Below are 21,847 nucleotides of genomic sequence, written 5' to 3' on the forward strand. Positions count from 1 at the left end.
ACAGGGATGTTACTGATTGGTAAGGGGAGTGGGTATGCGGCTCGGCATCAATCTCGGCTACTGGGGCGCGGGCATGGACGGCGACAATCTCGCCGTCGCCCAGGAGGCGGACCGGCTCGGCTATGACGTCTGCTGGGCCGCGGAGGCGTACGGTTCCGACGCGCCGACCGTCCTGAGCTGGGTCGCGGCCAAGACCGAACGGATCGACGTCGGCTCCGCCATCCTGCAGATCCCGGCCCGGCAGCCCGCCATGACCGCCATGACCGCCGCCACCCTGGACTCCCTGTCCGGGGGGCGCTTCCGGCTGGGGCTCGGAGTCTCCGGCCCCCAGGTGTCGGAGGGCTGGTACGGGGTCAAGTTCGACAAGCCTCTGGCCCGCACCCGGGAGTACGTCGAGATCGTCCGCAAGGCGATGAGTCGCGAGCGGCTGACCCATGACGGGGAGCACTGGACCCTGCCGCTGCCCGGCGGTCCCGGCAAGGCGCTGAAGCTCACCGTCCACCCCGAGCGCGAGCACATCCCCCTCTACATCGCCGCTATCGGTCCCCGGAACCTCGAACAGACCGGTGAGATCGCCGACGGGGCCCTGCTGATCTTCCCCGCCGCCGAGCACCTGGAGGAGACCGCGATCCGCCAGCTGCGCGCGGGCCGTGAGAAGGCCGGGAAGACCATGGACGGATTCGACGTCTGTCCGACCGTGCCGATCGCCGTCGGGGACGACGTCGACGCCCTCGCCGACCTGTTCCGCCCCTATACGGCCCTGTACGTCGGCGGTATGGGCAGCCGCAGCCAGAACTTCTACAACCAGCTGGCCCGGCGGATGGGGTACGAGGAGGCGGCGACCGAGATCCAGGACAAGTACTTGGCCGGGGACAAGGACGGCGCCGCCGCCGCCGTACCGCGTGAACTGATCGACTCCACCGCCCTGCTCGGCCCGGTCGAGCGGATCGCCGACGGGATGCGGGCCTACGCCGAGGCGGGAGTCACCACCCTCACCCTCTCCCCGGCCGGATTCACCCTGGACGAGCGCCTGGCCGCCGTCCGCGCCGGTGTCACGGCCTGGGAGCGCGCCGGGCTGGCATGACCCGGGCGCCCGGGTCCGCCGGGCGCGGCACGGACCGTACGGCACCGTGCGCCGTGCACGGCGCGGGGTCCGGGCCGGGAGCACCGGCCCGGACCCCGCGCGAACGGACCGCCGAACGGACCGCTGACCCGTTCGGCGCAGGCTGCCGCCGGAGCTGTTGCCGCCTCGGCCCATCCGCATTTGACTCGTTCTGCGCGGATGTCTTCAGGAGGTGCAGCCATGCTCTCGGCCCGAAGCCTGTTCCAGGAGATCCTCGACAACGACGACTCCTACCAACTCTTCTGCTCCATCGCCGCCAGCGGTGAGGCCCAGGGCGGCTGGGAGAACGCCCGGATCGCCGCCCTCGTCCCCGCCGCCATGCGCGACCTCGCCCCGAGGATCACCCGGCACGGCGCCGACGAGGACAAGCACGGCAGGATCTTCAACGCCCTGCTGAAGAAGCGCGGCCTCGAACCCGTGCCGGTACCCCCCGAAGCCGACTACACCATGCTCCTCGAACGCTCGGGCATCGGCCTCGCCCACGAGAAGCTGGGCGCCGACGAACCCCTCACCGAACGGGACATCGTCGTCTATCTCTCGCACAGCCGTGTCACCGAACAGCGCGCCGCCGACCAGATGGTGATGCTGGTCAAGTTCTTCGGCGACCACCCCGAGGTCGGCAAGGCGATCCGGATGATCTCCAACGACGAGGACAACCACCTCGCCTACTGCCACGAGGAGCTGCTCCGTCTCGCCGCCGAGGGACACGGCCGGACGATCCGGCGGACCCTGCGCGAATGCGCCCTCGCGGAGATCAAGATCTACCGTGACGTCAGCCTCGCGGTGACCTCCCGGATGGGCCGGCTGCTGGGCTGGCCGAAGCCGAAGGCGGCCGTCCTCACCGCCGGGGTCCACGCGATCTACGCCTACGAACGGCTCGGCGGCTGGCGGCGGATGGTCCGGCTCCGGATGCCCGAGCGGCGCGGTGCCCTCGACGGGCCCGCCACGGCCGCCGCCGCCGCGTTCTGAGCCCCGCCCGGCCGCGGGCGCCCCGGCTCTTTCGAACCCGGAAGCCGAGGCGGTACGCCCCCGTACCGCCTCGAACGGGTACGAACATCTCGACCGGGGAACAGGTGTACGGCCCGGGGTCCGGCGGGAGGTCGCGCCACCGTTTTCCACAGGGCCCCACACGCCGCGCCGGGCCGCCTACCCTGACGGACATGGCCACCCTGATTCTCGTACGCCACGGACGCTCCACCGCGAACACGGCCGCGGTGCTCGCCGGCCGGACCCCCGGAGTCGCGCTCGACGAGCGCGGAGTCGAACAGGCTGCCGCGCTCCCCGGCCGGCTCGCCGCCGTGTCCCTCGCCGTCGCCGTCACCAGCCCCCAGCAGAGATGCCGGGAGACCCTGGCCCCGCTGCTCGCCGCCCGGCCCGGTCTCGAGCCGGTCACCGACGACCGGATCGCCGAGTGCGACTACGGGGACTGGTCCGGCCGCAAACTGGCCGAGCTGGCCGACGAACCCCTGATGGAAGTCGTCCAGCACCACCCGTCGGCCGCGGTCTTCCCCGGCGGCGAGTCCATGCGCGCCATGCAGCAGCGCGCCGTCGAGGCGGTCCGTGACTGGGACGCCCGGGTGACCGCCGAACACGGCCCCGACGCCACCTATCTGATGTGCACCCACGGCGACATCGTCAAGGCGATCGTCGCCGACGCCCTCGGTCTCCACCTCGACCTCTTCCAGCGGCTGCACGCCGAGCCCTGCTCCGTCACCGCCGTCCGCTACACCAGAACGCGCCCGTTCCTGCTCCGCCTCGGCGACACCGGGGAACTCGGCTCCCTCGGGCCGCGATCCGACCGCCGGGACGGCGGCCCCGGACCCGGTGAGGAAGGCGCCCCCGAGGGGAACGCGGTGGTAGGGGGTGGTGCGGGCGCCCCGTGATCGTCGGGCGCAGTAGGGTGGACAGGCGGTCGGCTCGTACGGCCGCACGGCCCGTGGCGCCGTCCGCGCCCCGCGCCGTCGGCGCCGCGTCCCCCACAGCCGTACCAGCCGTTACAGCACAGTCACCACGCCGTCACCGCGAGGTCCGGCGGCTGTTCCCGAACCCCGAGGGAGTCAGAGCGTGTCCCGTCAGGTGTTCCTCTACGACCCGCCGGACCGGTTCGTCGCCGGTACGGTCGGGCTCCCCGGACGCCGTACGTTCTTCCTCCAGGCATCAGCCGGAGGCCGTGTCACCAGTGTCGCCCTGGAGAAGACCCAGGTGGCGGCGCTCGCCGAACGGATCGACGAACTGCTCGACGAGGTCGTACGGCGCACCGGCGGCAACGCCCCGGTGCCCGCGGTCGCCCCCGCGGACATCGCCGACACCGCCCCGCTCGACGCGCCCGTCGAGGAGGAGTTCCGGGTCGGCACGATGGCCCTGGCCTGGGACGGCGAGGAACAGCGCATGATCGTCGAGGCCCAGGCGCTGGTCGAGCTGGACGCCGATTCCGAGGAGGACCTCGCCGAGGCCGAGGAACGGCTGCTCCAGGACGAGGAGAACGGACCGCCGATGCTGCGGGTCCGGCTCACCGGCGCCCAGGCCCGTGCCTTCGCCAAACGGGCCCTCGACGTCGTCAACGCCGGACGCCCGCCGTGCCCGCTGTGCAGCCTCCCGCTCGATCCGGAAGGACATGTATGCCCCCGCCAGAACGGATACCGCCGAGGGGCATGACCACCCCTCGCGACCGTACGGAGGTGCTGCGCCTGCTCACCGGCGGCGAGCTGACCGTACGCGGCCGGGTACCCGAGGCGTCCAACGCGGTGCTGCTCTGCTCCGTCGCCCTCGACGGCGACGAGGCGTCCTGCGTCTACAAGCCCGTCGCCGGTGAGCGGCCCCTCTGGGACTTCCCCGACGGCACCCTCGCCGAACGCGAGGTCGCCGCCTACGAGGTCTCCGAGGCCCTCGGCTGGAGCCTCGTTCCCCCGACCGTCCTGCGCGACGGCCCCTACGGCCGGGGCATGGTCCAGCTCTGGATCGACGCCGACCCCGACGCCGGACTGCTCGCCCTGATCGACGGCGACGAACCCGGCGACGGCTGGAAGGCCGTCGGCCACGCCCAGGTGGGGGAGGGCCGTACGGCGCTCCTGGTCCACGCCGACGACGAACGGCTCCGCAGACTCGCGATCCTCGACGCGGTGATCAACAACGGCGACCGCAAGGGCGGCCATCTGCTGCCCTCGACCGACGGCACGCTCTACGCCATCGACCACGGCGTCACCTTCAACGCCGACGCCAAGCTCCGTACCCTGCTGTGGGGCTGGGCCGGGGAGCCCCTGCCGCCCGACACCCTGCCGGCCCTCGACGACCTCGCCACGGCACTGGGCCCCGGTGCCCCGCTCGCCGCCCGGCTGGCCGAACTGCTCACCCCCGCCGAGGTCGACGCGGTCCGCGCCCGGCTGACCGCCCTCCGGGAATCCGGCCGCCACCCCGTGCCGACGGGGGAGTGGCCCGCGATCCCCTGGCCCCCGGTCTGACCCGACGGCCACCCGGCCCGGCCAAAAGCTCCCCGTCCGGCGCCGGACCGCCCGCACCGGTCAGCCGGTCAGCCGGTCCACCGGTCGGAAGCGCGGGTTTCCCGGACGCCGGGGTGGGGAAGAACACCCGGGCCCGCCGAGGTCGCCGCCCCCCGCGGCAGCCGTCGTACGGGAGCTGCGGTTAGGCTCGGAGGCATGCATGCCTGGCCCGCTTCCGAGGTCCCCGCCCTGCCCGGCAAGGGCCGCGACCTCATGATTCACGACACCGCGACCGGTGAACGCGTCACCCTCGCCCCCGGTCCCGTCGCCCGTATCTACGTCTGCGGGATCACCCCGTACGACGCGACCCACCTGGGTCACGCGGCGACCTACAACGCGTTCGATCTCGTACAGCGCGTGTGGCTCGACACGAAGCGACAGGTTCACTACGTCCAGAACGTCACGGACATCGACGACCCTCTCCTGGAACGTGCCGTCCGCGACGGAGAGGACTGGACCCACCTCGCCGAGCGGGAGACCAAGCTCTTCCGCGAGGACATGACGGCCCTCCGAATGCTTCCGCCCCGCCACTACATCGGCGCCGTCGAGGCCATACCCCGGATCGTCCCGCTGGTGGAACGCCTCCGGGACGCCGGGGCCGCCTACGAACTCGACGGCGACATCTACTTCTCGGTCGAGAGCGACCCCCACTTCGGCGAGGTCTCCGGACTCGACGCCGAGGCGATGCGGCTGCTCTCCGCCGAACGCGGCGGCGACCCCGACCGCCCCGGCAAGAAGAACCCGGTCGACCCCATGCTGTGGCTGGCCGCCCGGGACGGCGAACCCCACTGGGACGGCGGCAGCCTCGGCCCCGGCCGCCCCGGCTGGCACATCGAGTGCGTCGCCATCGCCCTCGATTACCTGGGGATGGGCTTCGACATCCAGGGCGGCGGCTCCGACCTGGTCTTCCCGCACCACGAGATGGGCGCCTCCCACGCCCAGGCCCTCACCGGCGAGCACCCCTTCGCCCGTGCCTACGTCCACGCGGGCATGGTCGCGCTGGACGGCGAGAAGATGTCGAAGTCCCGGGGCAACCTGGTCTTCGTCTCGGCGCTGCGCCGGGCCGGTACCGACCCGGCCGCCATCCGGCTCGCCCTCCTCGCCCACCACTACCGCGCGGACTGGGAGTGGACGGACGCCGAACTGACGGCGGCCGAGGAGCGACTGGCCCGCTGGCGGGCCGCCGTGTCCCGCCCCGACGGGCCCGCCGCCGACGAACTGCTGGAGCAGATCCGTACCGCCCTCGCCGACGATCTGGACACCCCGGCCGCGCTGGCCGCCGTCGACCGCTGGGCCGACCGGCAGCACACCTCGGGCGGCACGGACGAGGGCGCGCCCGGACTCGTCTCCCGGACCGTGGACGCCCTGCTGGGCGTGGCGCTCTGACACCGCGCCCGCGAACCCGCTGACGGCCGGTCGGCCCGCGCGCCGCGGGCCCGTCCGGGAACACCGTCCGGACGGCGGCAGCCGACGCCGGAGCGCCGGGGAGAAATCCCCGGCGCTCCGGCGTTTTCGCGTCGTCCCTCCTACAGGGCTCCCCGTGTGCCAGGTTGGGGATCGGCCACCGGGAATCGGCCCGCCGGCCGCCGCCGAAGGGATGTGCCATGGACCGGTCTTTGTCGCGCAGGGGAATCCTCACCGCCGCTCTGGGCGGCGCGGTACTCGCCGGAACGGCGACCCCTCCGGCCGGGGCCGCCCCCGGGGACGGCATCCGCGGCCCGGATCCCCGCGCCACCTGGCCGGACCGCTTTCCGCTGCCCTACGGGTTCCGCCCCGAGGGCATCGCCATCGGGGCGCGCCCGTACGCCTACTTCGGCTCCATGGCCGACGGTTCGGTCCTGCGGGTGGCGCTGGCCACCGGTGAGCGGCGACTGGTCGTGCCGCCCCGGGGTGCCGCGCACCCCGTGATCGGGCTCAAGATCGACCGGGCCGGGCGGCGGCTCTTCCTGGCGGGCGGAGCGGCCCGGGAGATCCGGGTCGCCGACCCGGCCACCGGGGCGGAGCTACGCCACTACGGCGGCCTCGGCGCGGCGGACACCTTCGTCAACGACGTGGTGCTGACCCCCGGCGCCGCCTGGTTCACCGACTCGTTCGGACCGCGCCTCTTCCGGCTGCCGCTGGGCCGCGACGGTGCCCCGGGCGACCGGGTGGACACACTGCCGATCACCGGGGAGTGGGAACAGGGGCCCGCCTACGCGGCCAACGGAATCTGCCGTACCCCCGACGGGCGGGCCCTGGTGGTGGCCAACGCGACCTTCGACGGCGGATCCCTGGTCCGGGTCGACCCCGCCACCGGGGCGGCCCGGAGAATCGACACCGGGACTCTGCGGCTGCCCGCCGCCGACGGACTGCTGCTGCTCGGCCGGGTCCTCTATGTCGTCCAGCAGTTCGCCAATACCGTCAATGTGCTGCTCCTCGACCGGGCGGGCACCCGCGCCCGGGAGATCGCCGCCCTCACGGATCCCCGGTTCCGGGTCCCGACGACGGTGGCCGCGTTCGGGGACCGGCTCTATCTGCCGAACGCCCGGTTCGACGTGGAGCCGACACCGGACACCGAGTACGACGCGGTGGCGCTCCGGGGCGTACGGCTCTGACGGGACGCGCCCGCAGCTGAACGGCCGAGGGGTGGTACCGCGACCGGATCGCGGTACCACCCCTCGTACGGGTCGGGGGCCGGGCCTCAGCCCGTCTCCTCGTCGGACCCGGTGGCGTCATCGGAGCCGCCGGAGCCGGAGCCGTCGGCCCCGTCGGATTCACCGGTCTTGCCGGACTCACCGGATGGTTCGGGGCCCTTTCGCCCCGATCCTCCCGGCTTCCGGCCGTCGGCGGAGCCTTCCTCGGAGCCCGCGTCGGGTGTCTCCGTTCCGGCGGGATCCGGGGACTCGTCGGGTCCGTCCGCCGGGCCCGACGGTTCGTCGCCACTCGGCCACCGGCCCTTCGACGGCCGGCCGAGCCCGGACGCCGGATCGCGCCGGTACGGGCCTCCGGCCGGACCACCGGGCCCGCCCGCGCCCGGCTCACCCGAGTCGGAGGCGACCCCAGGACCCGTACCGGGCCCGCCCGCGTTGCCGGGCCCGCCGTCCCGCCGCCGCAGATAGCGCTCGAACTCCCGGGCGATCGCCTCGCCCGAAGCCTCCGGCAGCTCGGCGGTGTCGCGGGCCTCCTCCAGCGTCTGGACGTACTCCGCCACCTCCGAGTCCTCGGCCGCGAGTTGGTCCACGCCCAACTGCCACGCCCGCGCGTCCTCCGGGAGTTCGCCCAGCGGGATCCGCAGCCCGATCAGATCCTCCAGCCGGTTCAGCAGCGCCAGGGTCGCCTTGGGGTTCGGCGGCTGCGACACATAGTGCGGCACCGCCGCCCAGAGACTCACCGCGGGCACTCCCGCGTGCGTGCACGCCTCCTGGAGGATGCCGACGATGCCCGTCGGGCCCTCGTACCGGGTCTCCTCCAGATCCATCGCCCGCGCCAGATCGGGATCCGAGGTGATGCCGCTGACCGGCACCGGACGGGTGTGCGGGGTGTCCCCGAGCAGCGCGCCGAGGATCACCACCATCTCCACCCCCAGCTCATGGGCGAAGCCGAGGATCTCGTTGCAGAACGAACGCCAGCGCATGGACGGCTCGATACCGCGGACCAGTACCAGGTCGCGCGGCTTCTCACCGCCGACCCGGACCACCGAGAGCCGGGTCGTGGGCCAGGTGATCTTCCGTACCCCGCCGTCCATGTACACCGTGGGCCGGTTGACCTGGAAGTCGTAGTAGTCCTCGGCGTCGAGCGCCGCGAACACCTCCCCCTTCCATTCCCGGTCCAGATGCCCGACCGCGGTGGAGGCTGCGTCGCCGGCGTCGTTCCAGCCCTCGAACGCGGCCACCATGACCGGGTCGATCAGCTCGGGTACCCCCTCGAGCTCGATCACCCAGTGCCTCCTTCCGAAGTTCCCTCTCGTACGCCCCAACCTTACGGCTTGCGGGCGGTGCCGCCGCAGCCCTCGTGCACGCCCGGGTGAATGGGGCACCGTTCGTTCGCCACGCCACCACACCGGGAATACATCCGAGCTGTCCACGGGATGTACCGGCCGACCCGGCGAGGACGGGGGCACGGGAAGCCGGCGAGGACGGCGATAACGGGGGAACCGGCGCGTACGGCGGCGGGCCCACCGGCCGTCAGGGGGCCTGCCGGAGCCGCTGCTCCACCCCCGCGATATGGACCGTGGCCCAGGAACGGGCGGCCTCCGCGTCCCCGTCCCGCAACGCCCCGAGGACGGCCCGGTGTTCACCGACGATCCGGTCGGCCGCGCCGTCCACCGCCAGCGCCCGCCGGGTCCGGGCCCGGGCCGTGGCCCCCGACAGACCGTCGAGCAGCGAGCAGAGCACCGTATTGCCCGACCAGCGGGCGACGCCCCGGTGGAACGCCAGATCGGCGGCGACCAGCGCCTCCACGGACGGCGAGGGGCCCAGCGCGTCCAGCTCCGCCGCCAGCGCCGCGAGTCCGGCCGGGGTGATCCGGCTCGCGGCCATCGCCGTCGCCGCGGGTTCCAGGATCCGGCGGACGGCGAGGAACTCCAGTTCGGTGTCGTCGCGGTGGACGTCGACGACGAAGCGGAGGGCCTCCAGCAGCACCTGGGGATCGAGACTGGTGACATACGTACCGTCGCCCTGGCGGACGTCGAGCACCCGGATCAGGGAGAGCGCCCGGACCGCCTCGCGCAGCGAGTTCCGCGACAGCCCGAGGGCGGCTGCCAGCTCGCTCTCCTTCGGCAGCCGGTCACCGGGGCGCAGCTCGCCCGAGACGATCATTTTCTTGATCTTTTCGATGGCCTCGTCGGTGACAGCCATGACGGCCCCCTCGCCCCGGTGCGCCGGTTCCGTGCGTCGGTCCCGTGAGTCATCGGACGTCTGATGGTGCCCGAGCGTACAACGTGGGCGGCTCCGTCCGGAGCCGCCCACGTCGGGGAGTGATCGGGGCCGGGGCTCAGGAGCGCCGCCCCAGCAGGCCCTCCACCTTCGCCGTGATCTCGTCGGTGGCCAGGCCCCGGATCGTCAGGGTGGTCCGGCGGCGCAGCACGTCCTCCGCCGTCTCGGCCCACTCGTGGTCGCGCGCGTAGACGACCTGCGCCCAGATCTCCGGGGCGTCGGGGTGGATCCGCTCCGCCAGCGCCGGGTCGTCGTTGGCGAGCCGGGCGATGTCGAAGGCGAGGGAGCCGTAGTGGGTGGCGAGATGACGGGCGGTGTCCGCGGCCATCCTGGGGCCGGGCGCCGGGCCGTCGACCAGCAGCCGGTGCTCCACCGCGCGCGGGTTGGCTATGCCGGGCAGCGGCAGCTTGCGCGGCAGCCCGGACATCGGCGTCATGCCCTCGGCCAGCGGCTGTCCGGGCAGGGCGGCCAGCTTGTTCATGATGGTCCGGCCGATGTGCCGGAAGGTGGTCCACTTGCCGCCCGCGACCGAGAGCATCCCGCCCCGGCCCTCGGACACCACGGTCTCCCGCTTGGCCTGGGAGGTGTCGCCGGGACCGCCCGGCAGGACCCGGAGACCGGCGAAGGAGTACGTGATCAGGTCGCGGGAGAGCTGCTGGTCGCGGACGGAGAAGGCGGCCTCGTCGAGGATCTGCGCGGTGTCCTTCTCGGTGACCGAGACATCGGCGGGGTCGCCCTCGTACATCTCGTCGGTGGTACCGAGCAGCAGCATGTCCTCCCAGGGGAGGGCGAAGGTGATGCGGTACTTGTCGATCGGGGTGGCCAGCGCCGCCCGCCAGGGCGAGGTGCGCTTGAGGACCAGATGGGCGCCCTTGGAGAGCCGGATCGACGGGGCCGCGTTCGGGTCCTCCATCCGGCGCAGATGGTCCACCCACGGGCCGGTGGCGTTGAGTACCAGCCGGGCGGTGACGCCGAACTCGGTGCCGTCGGTACGGTCCCTCAGCTCGGCCCCGCTGACCCGGCCCTTGGTGAACCGCAGTCCGGTGACCTCGGCGTGGTTGAGGACGGTGGCCCCCGCGGCTGCGGCCGCGCGGACGGTCATCAGCGCCATCCGGGCGTCGTTCATCTGGTCGTCGCCGTAGACGGCGACGGCCTTCAGGTTCTCGGTCCGCAGCTCGGGCACGTCCCGGCGGGCCTTCGACGGGCTGATGACATGGCCGACGCCGTCACCGAAGGCGGAGAGCGCGGAGTACGCGAAGACCCCGGCGCCGAGCTTGGCGGCGCCGTGCGGGCCGCCCTTGTAGACCGGCAGATAGAAGGTGAGCGGGTTGGCGAGGTGGGGGGCGACCTCGCGGGAGACCGCCCGCCGCTCGAAGTGGTTCTCCGCGACCAGCTTCACGGCACCGGTCTGCAGATACCGCAGACCGCCGTGGAGCAGCTTGGAGGAGGCGGAGGAGGTGGCGCCGGCGAAGTCGCCGGCGTCCACCAGGGCCACCCGCAGCCCGGCCTGAGCGGCATGCCAGGCGGTGGAGATGCCCAGGATGCCGCCGCCGATCACCAGGAGATCGTAGGTCGCGAGGGCGAGCTGGTCCCGGGTCTCGGCACGGCTCGGCAGGGAGCCGGCGGCCGGGTGCGTCCCGAGGGCCGGGACGCTCTGCAGGGTGGTCATGTTCGATTACTCCTCGTGCTCGATCCAGCCCATGGTCCGCTCGACGGCCTTGAGCCAGTTCTTGTATTCGCTCTGACGCCGGTCGGCGTCCATGCGAGGGGTCCATTCGGCGGCCCGGCGCCAGTTGGCGCGGAGCGCGTCGGTGTCGGGCCAGAAGCCGACCGCGAGCCCGGCCGCGTAGGCCGCGCCGAGGCAGGTGGTCTCGGCGACCATCGGCCGGACGACGGGGGCGTCCAGCACGTCGGCGAGCGTCTGCATCAGCAGATTGTTGGAGGTCATACCGCCGTCGACCTTGAGGGCGGTCAGTTCGACGCCGGAGTCCTTGGTCATGGCGTCGGTGATCTCGCGGGTCTGCCAGGCGGTGGCCTCCAGTACCGCGCGGGCGATGTGGGCCTTGGTGACGTACCGGGTGAGACCGGCGATCACGCCCCGGGCGTCGGAGCGCCAGTAGGGGGCGAAGAGACCGGAGAAGGCGGGCACGACATAGGCGCCGCCGTTGTCCTCGACCGAGAGGGCGAGGGTCTCGATCTCGGCGGCCGACTTGATCAGGCCCATCTGGTCGCGCATCCACTGGACGAGCGAGCCGGTGACGGCGATCGAGCCCTCCAGGGCGTAGACCGGCTCCTGGTCGCCGATCTGGTAGCCCACCGTGGTCAGCAGTCCGTTGTACGAGTTCACCGGGGTGCCGCCGGTGTTCATCAGCATGAAGGTGCCGGTGCCGTACGTGGACTTGGCCTCGCCCTCGGAGAAGCAGGTCTGGCCGAAGAGGGCGGCCTGCTGGTCGCCGAGGGCGGAGGCGACCGGGATGCCGTCGAGTACGCCGCCCTTGGCGGTGCCGTACACCTCGGCGGAGGACCGGATCTCCGGGAGGAGGCCGGCCGGGATCTCCATCGAGCTGAGAATCTTGTCGTCCCACGACATGGTGTGCAGATTCATCAGCATGGTGCGGGAGGCATTGGTGACATCGGTGACATGGACACCGCCGTCGACGCCACCGGTCAGATTCCAGATGACCCAGGAGTCCATGGTGCCGAAGAGGATGTCGCCCCGCTCGGCGCGCTCCCGCAGGCCGGGGACGTTGTCGAGCAGCCAGCGGACCTTCGGCCCGGCGAAGTAGCTGGCGAGCGGCAGCCCGGTCTCCCGGCGGAACCGGTCCTGGCCGACATTGCGGCCCAGCTCCTTGCAGAGCGCGTCGGTACGGGTGTCCTGCCAGACGATCGCGTTGTGCACCGGCTCACCGGTGGCGCGGTCCCACAGCAGGGTGGTCTCGCGCTGGTTGGTGATGCCGATGGCCTTGACGTCGTCCCGGGTGATCCCGGCCTTGGCGAGGGCGCCCGCCACCACTTCCTGCACATTGGCCCAGATCTCGGTGGCGTTGTGCTCCACCCATCCCGGCTTGGGGAAGATCTGCTCGTGCTCCTTCTGGTCGACCGAGACGATCCGGCCGTCCTTGTCGAAGACGATGCAGCGGCTGGAGGTGGTGCCCTGATCGATGGCGGCGATGAACGGTCCGGCGGTGTGTGCGTCGGTCACGGGGTGCTCCTGCTCGGAGGTCTCGGAGATCTCGGTGGCCCCGGGGGGCCGGGGGATCTCGGGGGTCTTCGGGGTCATGGGACTCGGCTCCCGGTTCAGGCGAAGGCCAGGTCGTAGATACCCGCCGCGAGGGCTCCGCCCGCGAGCGGGCCCAGGACGGGGATCCAGGCGTAGCCCCAGTCGGAGCGGCCCTTGTTGGGCAGCGGGAGCAGGGAGTGCACGATCCGGGGGCCGAGGTCACGGGCCGGGTTGATGGCGTAACCCGTGGGACCGCCGAGCGAGAGGCCGATACCGACCACGACGAAGGCGGTGATCAGGGCGCCGAGCGTGCTCAGACCCTTGCCTTCGGCGTTGAGGCCCTGGGTGAGCACGGCGAGGACCAGGATGACGGTGCCGAGGATCTCGGTGGCCAGGTTCTGCCAGGCGATCCGGATCTCGGGGCCGGTGGAGAAGATGCCGAGGACCGGTCCGGCCTTGTCGCCGCCGTGCGGGCCCTCGACGGGCTTCTCGGCGGGGTCGCCGATGATCTCGCGGTCGGTGAGATGGGCCATGAACTGCCCGTAGTAGGCGACCACGACCAGGGCGGCGCCGATCATCGCGCCGAGCATCTGGCCCGCGACGTAGTACGGCACGTTCGACCAGGTGCCGTCCTTGATGGCGATACCCAGCGTGACGGCGGGGTTCAGATGGGCGCCGGAGAGGGAACTGGTCATGTACACGGCCGTCATAACGGCGAAGCCCCACCCGAAGGTGATGGCCAGCCAGCCGGCGTTGCGCGCCTTGGACTTCTTCAGCGACACGGCGGCTACCACACCGCCGCCGAGCAGGATGAGAACGGCGGTACCGATGACTTCGCCGATGAAGATATTGGAGCTGGACACCGCGACTCCTTTGTCCTGGTCCAGTAATGGCGAACCCCGGCTCCTCCGGTGGCTCGCGCCCGGCGGCGGGAGCCACCGGGCGGTATCGGTCCTTGGCGCAGTCACACTCTAACGCGATTTTCCGTCAGCCGTTCGACAATGCCGACCGATGAACGGCAGTTTTCCTCTGCGTAAACACGCCGTCAAGAGGTCTGGGCTCTGCGGTCCGGAAAAAACGGAAAGAACGGCACCGGTCTGGCCGGTCCGGTGCGTGGTGACTCTATGGAAATGTTCAGTCATCCGATGATGCGCCCGAATCGTCCCATGCGCGCGATGTCCTCGCCCGGACCGGGGACGGCCCGGCGCGGCCGGCCGGAGGCGCCGGGGCTGCCGGAAGCCCGCGGCCCCGGGGCGTACGGCCCGGAGGGCCCGGTGCGGGCTCCCGCGGTTCGGCGACCCGGTGTCGTACGGACTTGTACGCGCGCGGGATGCGAAGGCGGGCGGCGGTCCCGCGACGGCGACGGGGCCGTACGCCCCTCTGCGCGCCCGGGGGTGTGGCGGGCGGACCGGCCGCCGGTCGCGCCCGGTCCGCCGGCGCCGTGAACGGCCCCGGCGGGGTCAGAAGCGTCCGGCGCCCAGATCGCGCGAGACCGCCCGGGCGCACTCCCGGACCGCCGTGATCAGTTCCGGGCGCAGCTCGGGCGGGCCCAGCCGGTTCTCGCAGATCCGCTCCACCGCGCCCGTGATGGCGACCGCGCCCACCGGCATCCGGCGCCGGTCGTGGATCGGCGCGGCCACCGCGGCCACGCCCTCCCAGGTCTCCTCGACGTCCGACCCCCAGCCCCGGGCCCGGGTCCCGGCCAGTACGGACTCGAACTCGTCCAGACCGGTCACCGTCAGCGGGGTGAAGGTCTTCCGGTCCGCCTCGACCGCCTCGGAGTGCGCCACCGGGTCGTACGCCGCCAGCACCTTGCCCAGGGCGGTGGAGTGCAGGGGCTGCATCGCGCCCACCTCCAGCACCTGGCGGCTGTCGTCGGGCCGGAAGACATGGTGGACGATGAGGACGCCGTGCTGGTGGAGCACTCCGAGATGAACGCTCTCCCCGCTGGAGCGGGCCAGGTCGTCGGTCCACACCAGGGCCCGGGCGCGCAGCTCGTGGACGTCGAGGTAGCTGTTGCCCAGGCGCAGCAGCTCGGCGCCGAGCTGATAGCGGCCGGACGCCGTGTCCTGTTCGACGAAGCCCTCCGCCTGGAGGGTGCGCAGAATGCCGTGCGCGGTCCCCTTCGCCAGATCGAGCGACGAGGCGATGTCGGAAAGGCCGAGGCGGCGCTCGCCGCCCGCGAGCAGTCGCAGCATCGCCGCCGCGCGCTCCAGCGACTGAATGTTCTTCGCCATCGGATCGGCCCTCTCCTGCTGCTGTTCGACAATGCTGAACACTATCGGCCGATGCCGACCGCGCATGCCGCTGTGCGAGTATCTCGCGGCCGAAAGCTTCACGAGAACCCCACAAACCTGGGGGATATCCTCCGGCACGCCCCCGCGGCCGTCCGGGTGTCCGAGCGACCCCGCCCGCCCCCGTCCGGCCGTACCACTACCGTCTTTCCACCGCCCCCGGCGAACGCCCGGACCAGCCCCCGACCAGCCCCCGACCGGCCCCCGGCCGGGGCGCGGGACACGTCCGGCTCGTGGGACACCCTGACCGCACCCGGCCGGGCCCGGTTACCCTGACTCCGTGCGCCTTCCCACCGGAAGCCGCAAAGCCGACAGCCGTCGCAGCCCAGGGAGCCCGTTCATGGCCTCGTCGCCCACCCCTTCCGTACCCTCCGCCGACAGCCGGACCCGGATCGCCGCGCTCCGGGAGGCGCTCGCCACCCGGGTCGTCGTCGCCGACGGAGCGATGGGCACCATGCTCCAGGCCCAGGACCCGACCCTGGAGGACTTCCAGAACCTGGAAGGCTGCAACGAGGTCCTGAACGCCACCCGTCCGGACATCGTCCGCTCGGTCCACGAGGCGTACTTCGACGCCGGGGTCGACTGCGTGGAGACCAATACCTTCGGCGCCAACCAGTCCGCCCTCGGCGAGTACGAGATCGCCGACCGGATCCACGAACTCTCCGAGTCGGGCGCCCGGATCGCCCGTGAGGTCGCCGACGCCTACACCGCGCGCGGCGGCGGCCAGCGCTGGGTCCTCGGCTCGATCGGCCCCGGCACCAAGCTGCCCACCCTGGGCCACGCCCCGTACACCGTGCTCCGCGACGGCTTCCAGGCCAATGCCGAGGGGCTGATCGCCGGGGGCTCGGACGCCCTGCTGGTCGAGACCACCCAGGACCTGCTCCAGACCAAGGCCGCGATTCTCGGTGCCCGCCGGGCCATGGAGGCCACCGGTACCGAGGTGCCGCTGCTCTGCTCGATGGCCTTCGAGACCACCGGCACCATGCTGCTGGGCTCCGAGATCGGCGCCGCCCTCACGGCCCTGGAACCGCTCGGTATCGACATGATCGGGCTGAACTGCTCCACCGGCCCGGCGGAGATGAGCGAGCATCTGCGCTACCTCGCCCGGCACTCCCGGATCCCCCTGCTCTGCATGCCGAACGCCGGACTCCCCGTCCTCGGTAAGGACGGCGCCTACTTCCCGCTGGACGCCGAGGGCCTCGCGGACGCCCAGGAGACCTTCGTCCGCGAGTACGGCCTCTCCCTGATCGGCGGCTGCTGCGGTACGACCCCCGAACACCTGCGCCAGGTCGTCGAGCGGGTCCGCGGGGTGACACCCCCCGAGCGCGTCCCCAGCCCCGAGCCGGGCGCCGCGTCGCTCTACCAGACCGTCCCGTTCCGCCAGGACACCGCCTATATGGCGATCGGCGAGCGGACCAACGCCAACGGCTCCAAGAAGTTCCGGGAGGCGATGCTCGCGGGGCGGTGGGACGACTGCGTCGAGATGGCCCGCGACCAGATCCGCGAGGGCGCCCATATGCTCGACCTCTGCGTCGACTACGTGGGCCGGGACGGCGTCGCCGACATGGCCGAGCTGGCCGGACGGTTCGCCACCGCCTCCACCCTCCCCGTGGTGCTGGACTCCACCGAGGTCGACGTCATCCGGGCCGGGCTGGAGAAGCTCGGCGGCCGGGCCGTCATCAACTCCGTCAACTACGAGGACGGCGACGGCCCCGACTCCCGGTTCGCCCAGGTCACCCGGCTGGCCCAGGAGCACGGCGCGGCCCTGATCGCCCTCACCATCGACGAGGAGGGCCAGGCCCGTACCGTCGAGAACAAGGTCGCCATCGCCCAGCGGCTGATCGCCGACCTCACCGGCAACTGGGGCATCCACGAGTCCGACATCCTCGTCGACACCCTCACCTTCACCATCTGCACCGGTCAGGAGGAGTCCCGCCGCGACGGCATCCACACCATCGAGGCGATCCGGGAGCTGAAGCGGCGTCACCCCGACGTCCAGACCACCCTCGGGCTCTCCAACATCTCCTTCGGCCTCAACCCGGCCGCCCGGATCCTGCTGAACTCCGTCTTCCTCGACGAGTGCGTCAAGGCCGGACTCGACTCCGCCATCGTGCACGCCTCCAAGATCCTGCCGATCGCCCGCTTCGACGAGGAGCAGGTCACCACCGCGCTCGATCTGATCTACGACCGGCGCGCCGAGGAGTACGACCCCCTCCAGCGGCTGATGGAGCTGTTCGACGGCATCGACACCAAGTCCCTCAAAGCGGGCAAGACCGAGGAACTGCTCGCCCTCCCGCTGGACGAGCGGCTCCAGCGGCGCATCGTCGACGGCGAGAAGAAGGGCCTGGAGGCCGACCTCGACGAGGCGCTGGCCGAACGGCCCGCCCTCGACATCGTCAACGAGACCCTGCTGGAGGGCATGAAGGTCGTCGGCGAGCTGTTCGGCTCCGGCCAGATGCAGCTGCCGTTCGTCCTCCAGTCCGCCGAGGTCATGAAGAACGCGGTGGCCTATCTGGAGCCGCACATGGAGAAGTCCGACGCCGAGGGCAAGGGCACCATCGTGCTCGCCACCGTCCGCGGCGACGTCCACGACATCGGCAAGAACCTCGTCGACATCATCCTCTCCAACAACGGCTACAACGTCGTCAATCTGGGCATCAAGCAGCCCGTTTCGGCGATCCTGGACGCCGCCGAGGAGCACCGGGCCGATGTCATCGGGATGTCCGGGCTGCTGGTCAAATCCACGGTGATCATGAAGGAGAACCTGGAGGAGATGAACCAGCGCAAGATCGCGGCGGACTACCCCGTGATCCTCGGCGGTGCCGCCCTCACCCGCGCCTATGTCGAACAGGATCTGCACGAGCTGTACGAGGGCGAGGTCCGCTACGCCCGCGACGCCTTCGAGGGCCTGCGGCTGATGGACGCCCTGATCGGCGTCAAGCGGGGCGTCCCCGGCGCCGCCCTGCCCGAACTGAGGCAGCGCCGGGTCCGGGCCGCCGCGCCCGCCGTCACCGCCGAAGAGCGCCCCGAGGAAGGCGCCGCACGCTCCGACGTCGCCGTCGACAACCCCGTACCCGAGCCGCCGTTCTGGGGCACCCGGGTCATCAAGGGCATCCAGCTCAAGGAGTACGCCTCCTGGCTGGACGAGGGAGCGCTCTTCAAGGGCCAGTGGGGCCTCAAGCAGAGCCGGGCCGGTGACGGACCCGGCTACGAGGAGCTGGTGGAGAGCGAGGGCCGGCCCCGCCTCCGCGGCCTGCTGGAACAGCTCCACACCCGCAATCTGCTCGAAGCCGCCGTCGTCTACGGCTACTTCCCCTGCGTCTCCAAGGGCGACGACCTGATCGTGCTCAACGAGGACGGCTCGGAGCGCACCCGGTTCACCTTCCCCCGGCAGCGCCGGGGCCGCAGGCTCTGTCTGGCCGACTTCTTCCGCCCCGAGGACTCGGGGGAGCGGGACGTCGTCGGCTTCCAGGTCGTCACCGTCGGCTCGAAGATCGGGGAGGCCACCGCCGAGCTCTTCGCCGGTGACGCCTACCGCGACTATCTGGAGCTGCACGGACTCTCCGTCCAGCTCGCCGAGGCGCTCGCCGAGTACTGGCACGCCCGGGTCCGGGCCGAACTCGGCTTCGGCGGCGAGGACCCCGACGCCGTGGAGGACATGTTCGCCCTCAAGTACCGCGGCGCGCGGTTCTCCCTCGGCTACGGGGCCTGCCCCGACCTGGAGGACCGGGCGAAGATCGCCGAGTTGCTGCGGCCGGAGCGGATCGGCGTCCAGCTCTCCGAGGAGTTCCAGCTCCACCCCGAGCAGTCGACGGACGCCATCGTGATCCACCACCCGGAGGCCAAGTACTTCAACGCGCGGTAGTCGGATCATCACACCGACGGCGGACGCCGGTGGACAAACCACCGGCGCCCGCGCCGTTCGAGTCGTACAATTGTCGGTCCAACGCAGGCCGGTCGCCTGCCCCAGCGGGGAAGCCGAGGGGGAGAGGCGGCCGGCCTTCTCGTCCCTCCGGAGGTACGCCGATGACCAGCGCGATCCCCACGTCCCTCACCCGCACGGCGGACGGGTCGGCCCTCGGTGCCGTACTGCTGGACATGGACGGCACCCTCGTGGACACGGAGGGTTTCTGGTGGGACGCGGAGGTACGGGTCTTCGCCGAGCTGGGACACCGGCTGGACGACGCCTGGCGCGAGGTGGTCGTCGGCGGCCCGATGACCCGCAGCGCCGGATATCTGATCGAGGTCACCGGCGCCGACATCACCCTCCCCGAGCTGACCGGACGGCTCAACGACGCCTTCGAGAAGCGGATCAGCGAAGGTGTACCGCTGATGCCCGGCGTACGGCGGCTGCTCGCCGAACTGGCCGCGGCCGGGCTGCCCACCGCCCTGGTCTCCGCCTCCCACCGGCGCATCATCGACCGGGTCCTGGAATCCCTGCCGCACCCCTTCGAGCTCTCCGTCGCCGGTGACGAGGTCCCGCGCACCAAGCCGCACCCGGATCCCTATCTGCTGGCCGCCGAGGGCCTGGGCGTGGCACCCGCCCACTGCGCCGTCGTCGAGGACACCGCGACCGGGGTGGCCTCCGCCGAGGCGGCGGGCTGCCGGGTGGTCGCCGTGCCCTCCGTGGCCCCGATCGCCCCCGCCGAAGGCCGGGTCGTCGTGCAGTCGCTGGAAGGCGTCGACCTGCCCTTTCTCCGGTCGCTGATGGCCGGATCCGGCTCCTGACCGGCTGTTACCGACAGCCGTCTGAGACGGGGTTTTCCCGCGTGACATTCCTCACCCGGCGTCTACTGGACGAGCAGCGGCCCGCCGCCCCGCGGCGGGCCGGGGCCCGCCGATGCCGCTCCATGTGTCCGCATTGGTGAAGACCTGTACGAATCATTCCCCGGGGCGGGAATCGCGGCCGGGATATGACCGGTCACTCAGCGATTACGGCCTCCGAACAGCCCTGTCAGCCCCTCCCGGCACCGCCGACTAATGTCTTCGCGAGTCCTCGCCGCACCACTGACACGCCCCGGCGGTCGTCCAACCGTCGCGCACCCCGGGGCCGGCCCCTCCGGGTTCCCGGACGGCCCAACCGCCCCGAACGGGCGACGCGGTGGGACTCCTCGCACGAAGTACCCAGTGCCGGATGAGGAGAACGCCCAGGATGAACCGTAAGACTTTGGTGCTGCCGGCCGTGGTCGGCCTGCTCGCGCCCGCGCTCGTCGCCTGCGGCGGTTCCAAGGGCGACTCCTCGGGCGGGGGAACCATCGTCGTGGGCACCACGGACCAGATCGCGGGCGGCAAGGACAACCCGGCGCCCCTCGACCCGGCACACGCGTACGACACCGGCGCCTGGAACGTCCTCCGGCCCAGCCTCCAGACCCTGATGCGGACCCCGCAGAGCGGCGGCGTGCCCTCGCCCGAGGCCGCCCAGTCCTGCGCCTTCACCGACAACTCCAGCCAGAGCTTCCGCTGCAAGCTCCGCGACGGGCTGAAGTTCGCCGACGGCTCCGCCGTCACCGCCGAGGACGTCAAGTTCTCCATCGAGCGGGTCCTGGGCATCGACTCCGACGACGGCGTCGCCGCACTGCTCTCCACCGTGGACACCATCGAGACCAAGGGCGACAAGGAGGTCGTCTTCCACCTCTCGACCCCGGACGCCACCTTCCCGTACAAGCTCTCCACCCCCGCCGCGAGCATCGTCAGCAAGAAGAACTACCGGGCCGACAAGCTCCGCAGCGGCTTCCAGGTCGACGGCTCCGGCCCGTACACCATGAAGGCCGAGACCGAGAACGACCGGATCAGCAAGGTCACCTTCACCCGCAACGACGCCTACCGGGGCGGCATCAAGGTCTCCAACCAGAAGGTCGAGATGCGCGTCTACCCCGACGCCACCGCCATGGGCCAGGCGCTGGAGAAGGGCGAGATCGACGTCATGACCCGGGAGATGTCCCCGGAGCAGATCAGGGACTTCACCGAGAACCCCCGCAAGGACACCGAACTCGTCGAGATGCCGGGCGTCTCCATCCGCTACCTCGCCTTCAACACCGACGCCCCCCAGGTGAAGGACAAGGCGGTACGGCAGGCGATGGCGGCCGTCATCGACCGCGGCCAGATCGCCGGACAGGTCTACGGCGCCACCGCCGAACCCCTGTACTCGCTGATCCCCGCCACCATCGGCGGGCACAAGAACTCCTTCTACAACGAGTACGGCGAGCCCAGCGTCAAGAAGGCCCGCAAGATCCTCGCCGACGCCGACATCAGCACCCCCGTCGAGATCGACCTGCACTACACCACCGACCGCTACGGCGCCGGAACCGCCAAGGAGTTCGAGGTCCTGCGCAAGCAGCTCAACGACTCCAAGCTCTTCTCGGCGTCCATCAAGGGCACCGAGTGGGCCTCGTTCCGCGCCGCCCAGAAGCGCGGCGACTACCCCGTCTACGGCATGGGCTGGTTCCCCGACTTCCCGGACCCCGACAACTACATCGCGCCCTTCCTCGACAAGGACAACTTCCTCAACTCGCCCTATGTGAGCCAGAAGGTGCGCGACCTCATCCCGCAGTCCCGCCGCCACGCCGACCGCACCGCCGCCGGAGCCGCGTTCAGCACCATGCAGGACATCGTCGCCGACGACGTCCCCGTACTGCCGCTCTGGCAGGGCAAGCAGTACGTCGCCTCCCGCAAGGGCGTCGGCGGCGTCGAGCGCCTGCTCAACGGCATGGCTTCGGGATGCGCCTGCTGGGCTGGGACGTCGCCGAGAACCCCGAGTGCGCGGCGCTCGGCATGACGTACACCGACAAGGAACAACTCTT

The 21,847-nt window shown here is 71.6% G+C and carries 15 protein-coding genes and 1 pseudogene; 10 read left to right on the top strand and 6 right to left on the bottom strand.

From position 1 onward, the window contains the following. The first annotated feature begins 34 nt into the window (after positions 1 to 34). From ABZ714_RS13365 to ABZ714_RS13395, 7 genes are all read left to right on the top strand, one after another. A complete protein-coding gene (locus ABZ714_RS13365) occupies positions 35 to 1,084 on the top strand; it encodes an LLM class F420-dependent oxidoreductase (protein ID WP_358825319.1) in 1,050 nt (349 codons plus the stop codon). Between the two features lie 219 nt (positions 1,085 to 1,303). Continuing rightward, a complete protein-coding gene (locus tag ABZ714_RS13370) occupies positions 1,304 to 2,092 on the top strand; it encodes a ferritin-like domain-containing protein (protein WP_358825320.1) in 789 nt (262 codons plus the stop codon). Between the two features lie 191 nt (positions 2,093 to 2,283). Then, positions 2,284 to 3,006 (top strand): histidine phosphatase family protein, encoded by a 723-nt coding sequence (locus tag ABZ714_RS13375; protein WP_358825321.1) that lies wholly within the window; start codon positions 2,284 to 2,286, stop codon positions 3,004 to 3,006. A 181-nt stretch (positions 3,007 to 3,187) separates the two neighbouring features. After that, entirely contained in the window at positions 3,188 to 3,778 is a 591-nt protein-coding gene (locus ABZ714_RS13380; RefSeq protein ID WP_358825322.1) for a DUF3090 domain-containing protein, read from the top strand. Next, on the top strand, positions 3,775 to 4,581 hold the full coding sequence (locus tag ABZ714_RS13385; protein ID WP_358825323.1) for an SCO1664 family protein: 807 nt from the start codon (positions 3,775 to 3,777) through the stop codon (positions 4,579 to 4,581). The genes ABZ714_RS13380 and ABZ714_RS13385 overlap by 4 nt, the downstream gene beginning before the upstream one ends. A gap of 195 nt (positions 4,582 to 4,776) precedes the next feature. Beyond that, positions 4,777 to 6,006 (top strand): cysteine--1-D-myo-inosityl 2-amino-2-deoxy-alpha-D-glucopyranoside ligase, encoded by a 1,230-nt coding sequence (gene mshC, locus ABZ714_RS13390; RefSeq protein WP_358825324.1) that lies wholly within the window; start codon positions 4,777 to 4,779, stop codon positions 6,004 to 6,006. A gap of 218 nt (positions 6,007 to 6,224) precedes the next feature. Then, the gene (locus ABZ714_RS13395) at positions 6,225 to 7,214 is read left to right on the top strand and encodes a superoxide dismutase (RefSeq protein WP_358825325.1); all 990 of its coding nucleotides are present in this window, start codon (positions 6,225 to 6,227) and stop codon (positions 7,212 to 7,214) included. Between the two features lie 86 nt (positions 7,215 to 7,300). Here ABZ714_RS13395 and ABZ714_RS13400 read toward each other — a convergent pair whose 3' ends face one another. The 6 genes from ABZ714_RS13400 to ABZ714_RS13425 all read right to left on the bottom strand — a co-directional run bounded on the left by ABZ714_RS13400 (position 7,301) and on the right by ABZ714_RS13425 (position 14,990). Then, complete coding sequence (locus ABZ714_RS13400; RefSeq protein WP_358825326.1) at positions 7,301 to 8,536, bottom strand: PAC2 family protein; 1,236 nt, start codon at positions 8,534 to 8,536, stop codon at positions 7,301 to 7,303. Between the two features lie 247 nt (positions 8,537 to 8,783). Further along, entirely contained in the window at positions 8,784 to 9,455 is a 672-nt protein-coding gene (locus tag ABZ714_RS13405; RefSeq protein WP_358825327.1) for a FadR/GntR family transcriptional regulator, read from the bottom strand. 136 nt (positions 9,456 to 9,591) lie between these two features. Then, on the bottom strand, positions 9,592 to 11,202 hold the full coding sequence (locus ABZ714_RS13410) for a glycerol-3-phosphate dehydrogenase/oxidase (protein WP_358825328.1): 1,611 nt from the start codon (positions 11,200 to 11,202) through the stop codon (positions 9,592 to 9,594). Between the two features lie 6 nt (positions 11,203 to 11,208). Continuing rightward, positions 11,209 to 12,735: a glycerol kinase GlpK gene (glpK, locus tag ABZ714_RS13415; protein ID WP_358825335.1), complete on the bottom strand. Its 1,527-nt coding sequence runs from the start codon at positions 12,733 to 12,735 to the stop codon at positions 11,209 to 11,211. Positions 12,736 to 12,830: 95 nt separating this feature from the next. After that, positions 12,831 to 13,616, bottom strand: coding sequence for an MIP/aquaporin family protein (locus tag ABZ714_RS13420; protein ID WP_358825329.1), 786 nt, complete (start codon positions 13,614 to 13,616; stop codon positions 12,831 to 12,833). A 597-nt stretch (positions 13,617 to 14,213) separates the two neighbouring features. Further along, on the bottom strand, positions 14,214 to 14,990 hold the full coding sequence (locus ABZ714_RS13425; protein ID WP_358825330.1) for an IclR family transcriptional regulator: 777 nt from the start codon (positions 14,988 to 14,990) through the stop codon (positions 14,214 to 14,216). A gap of 397 nt (positions 14,991 to 15,387) precedes the next feature. Here ABZ714_RS13425 and metH point away from each other — a divergent pair, with 397 nt between their 5' ends. The 3 genes and pseudogenes from metH to ABZ714_RS13440 form a co-directional block, all read left to right on the top strand. Continuing rightward, entirely contained in the window at positions 15,388 to 18,912 is a 3,525-nt protein-coding gene (gene metH / locus ABZ714_RS13430; RefSeq protein WP_358825331.1) for a methionine synthase, read from the top strand. 161 nt (positions 18,913 to 19,073) lie between these two features. Beyond that, the gene (locus ABZ714_RS13435) at positions 19,074 to 19,775 is read left to right on the top strand and encodes an HAD family phosphatase (RefSeq protein WP_358825332.1); all 702 of its coding nucleotides are present in this window, start codon (positions 19,074 to 19,076) and stop codon (positions 19,773 to 19,775) included. Positions 19,776 to 20,199: 424 nt separating this feature from the next. Next, positions 20,200 to 21,750: pseudogene (locus tag ABZ714_RS13440) on the top strand (ABC transporter substrate-binding protein); the annotation flags it as partial. Positions 21,751 to 21,847 lie beyond the last annotated feature (97 nt).

It is taken from the genome of Streptomyces sp. NPDC006798 (assembly GCF_040635975.1).
Classification (GTDB): Bacteria; Actinomycetota; Actinomycetes; order Streptomycetales; family Streptomycetaceae; genus Streptomyces.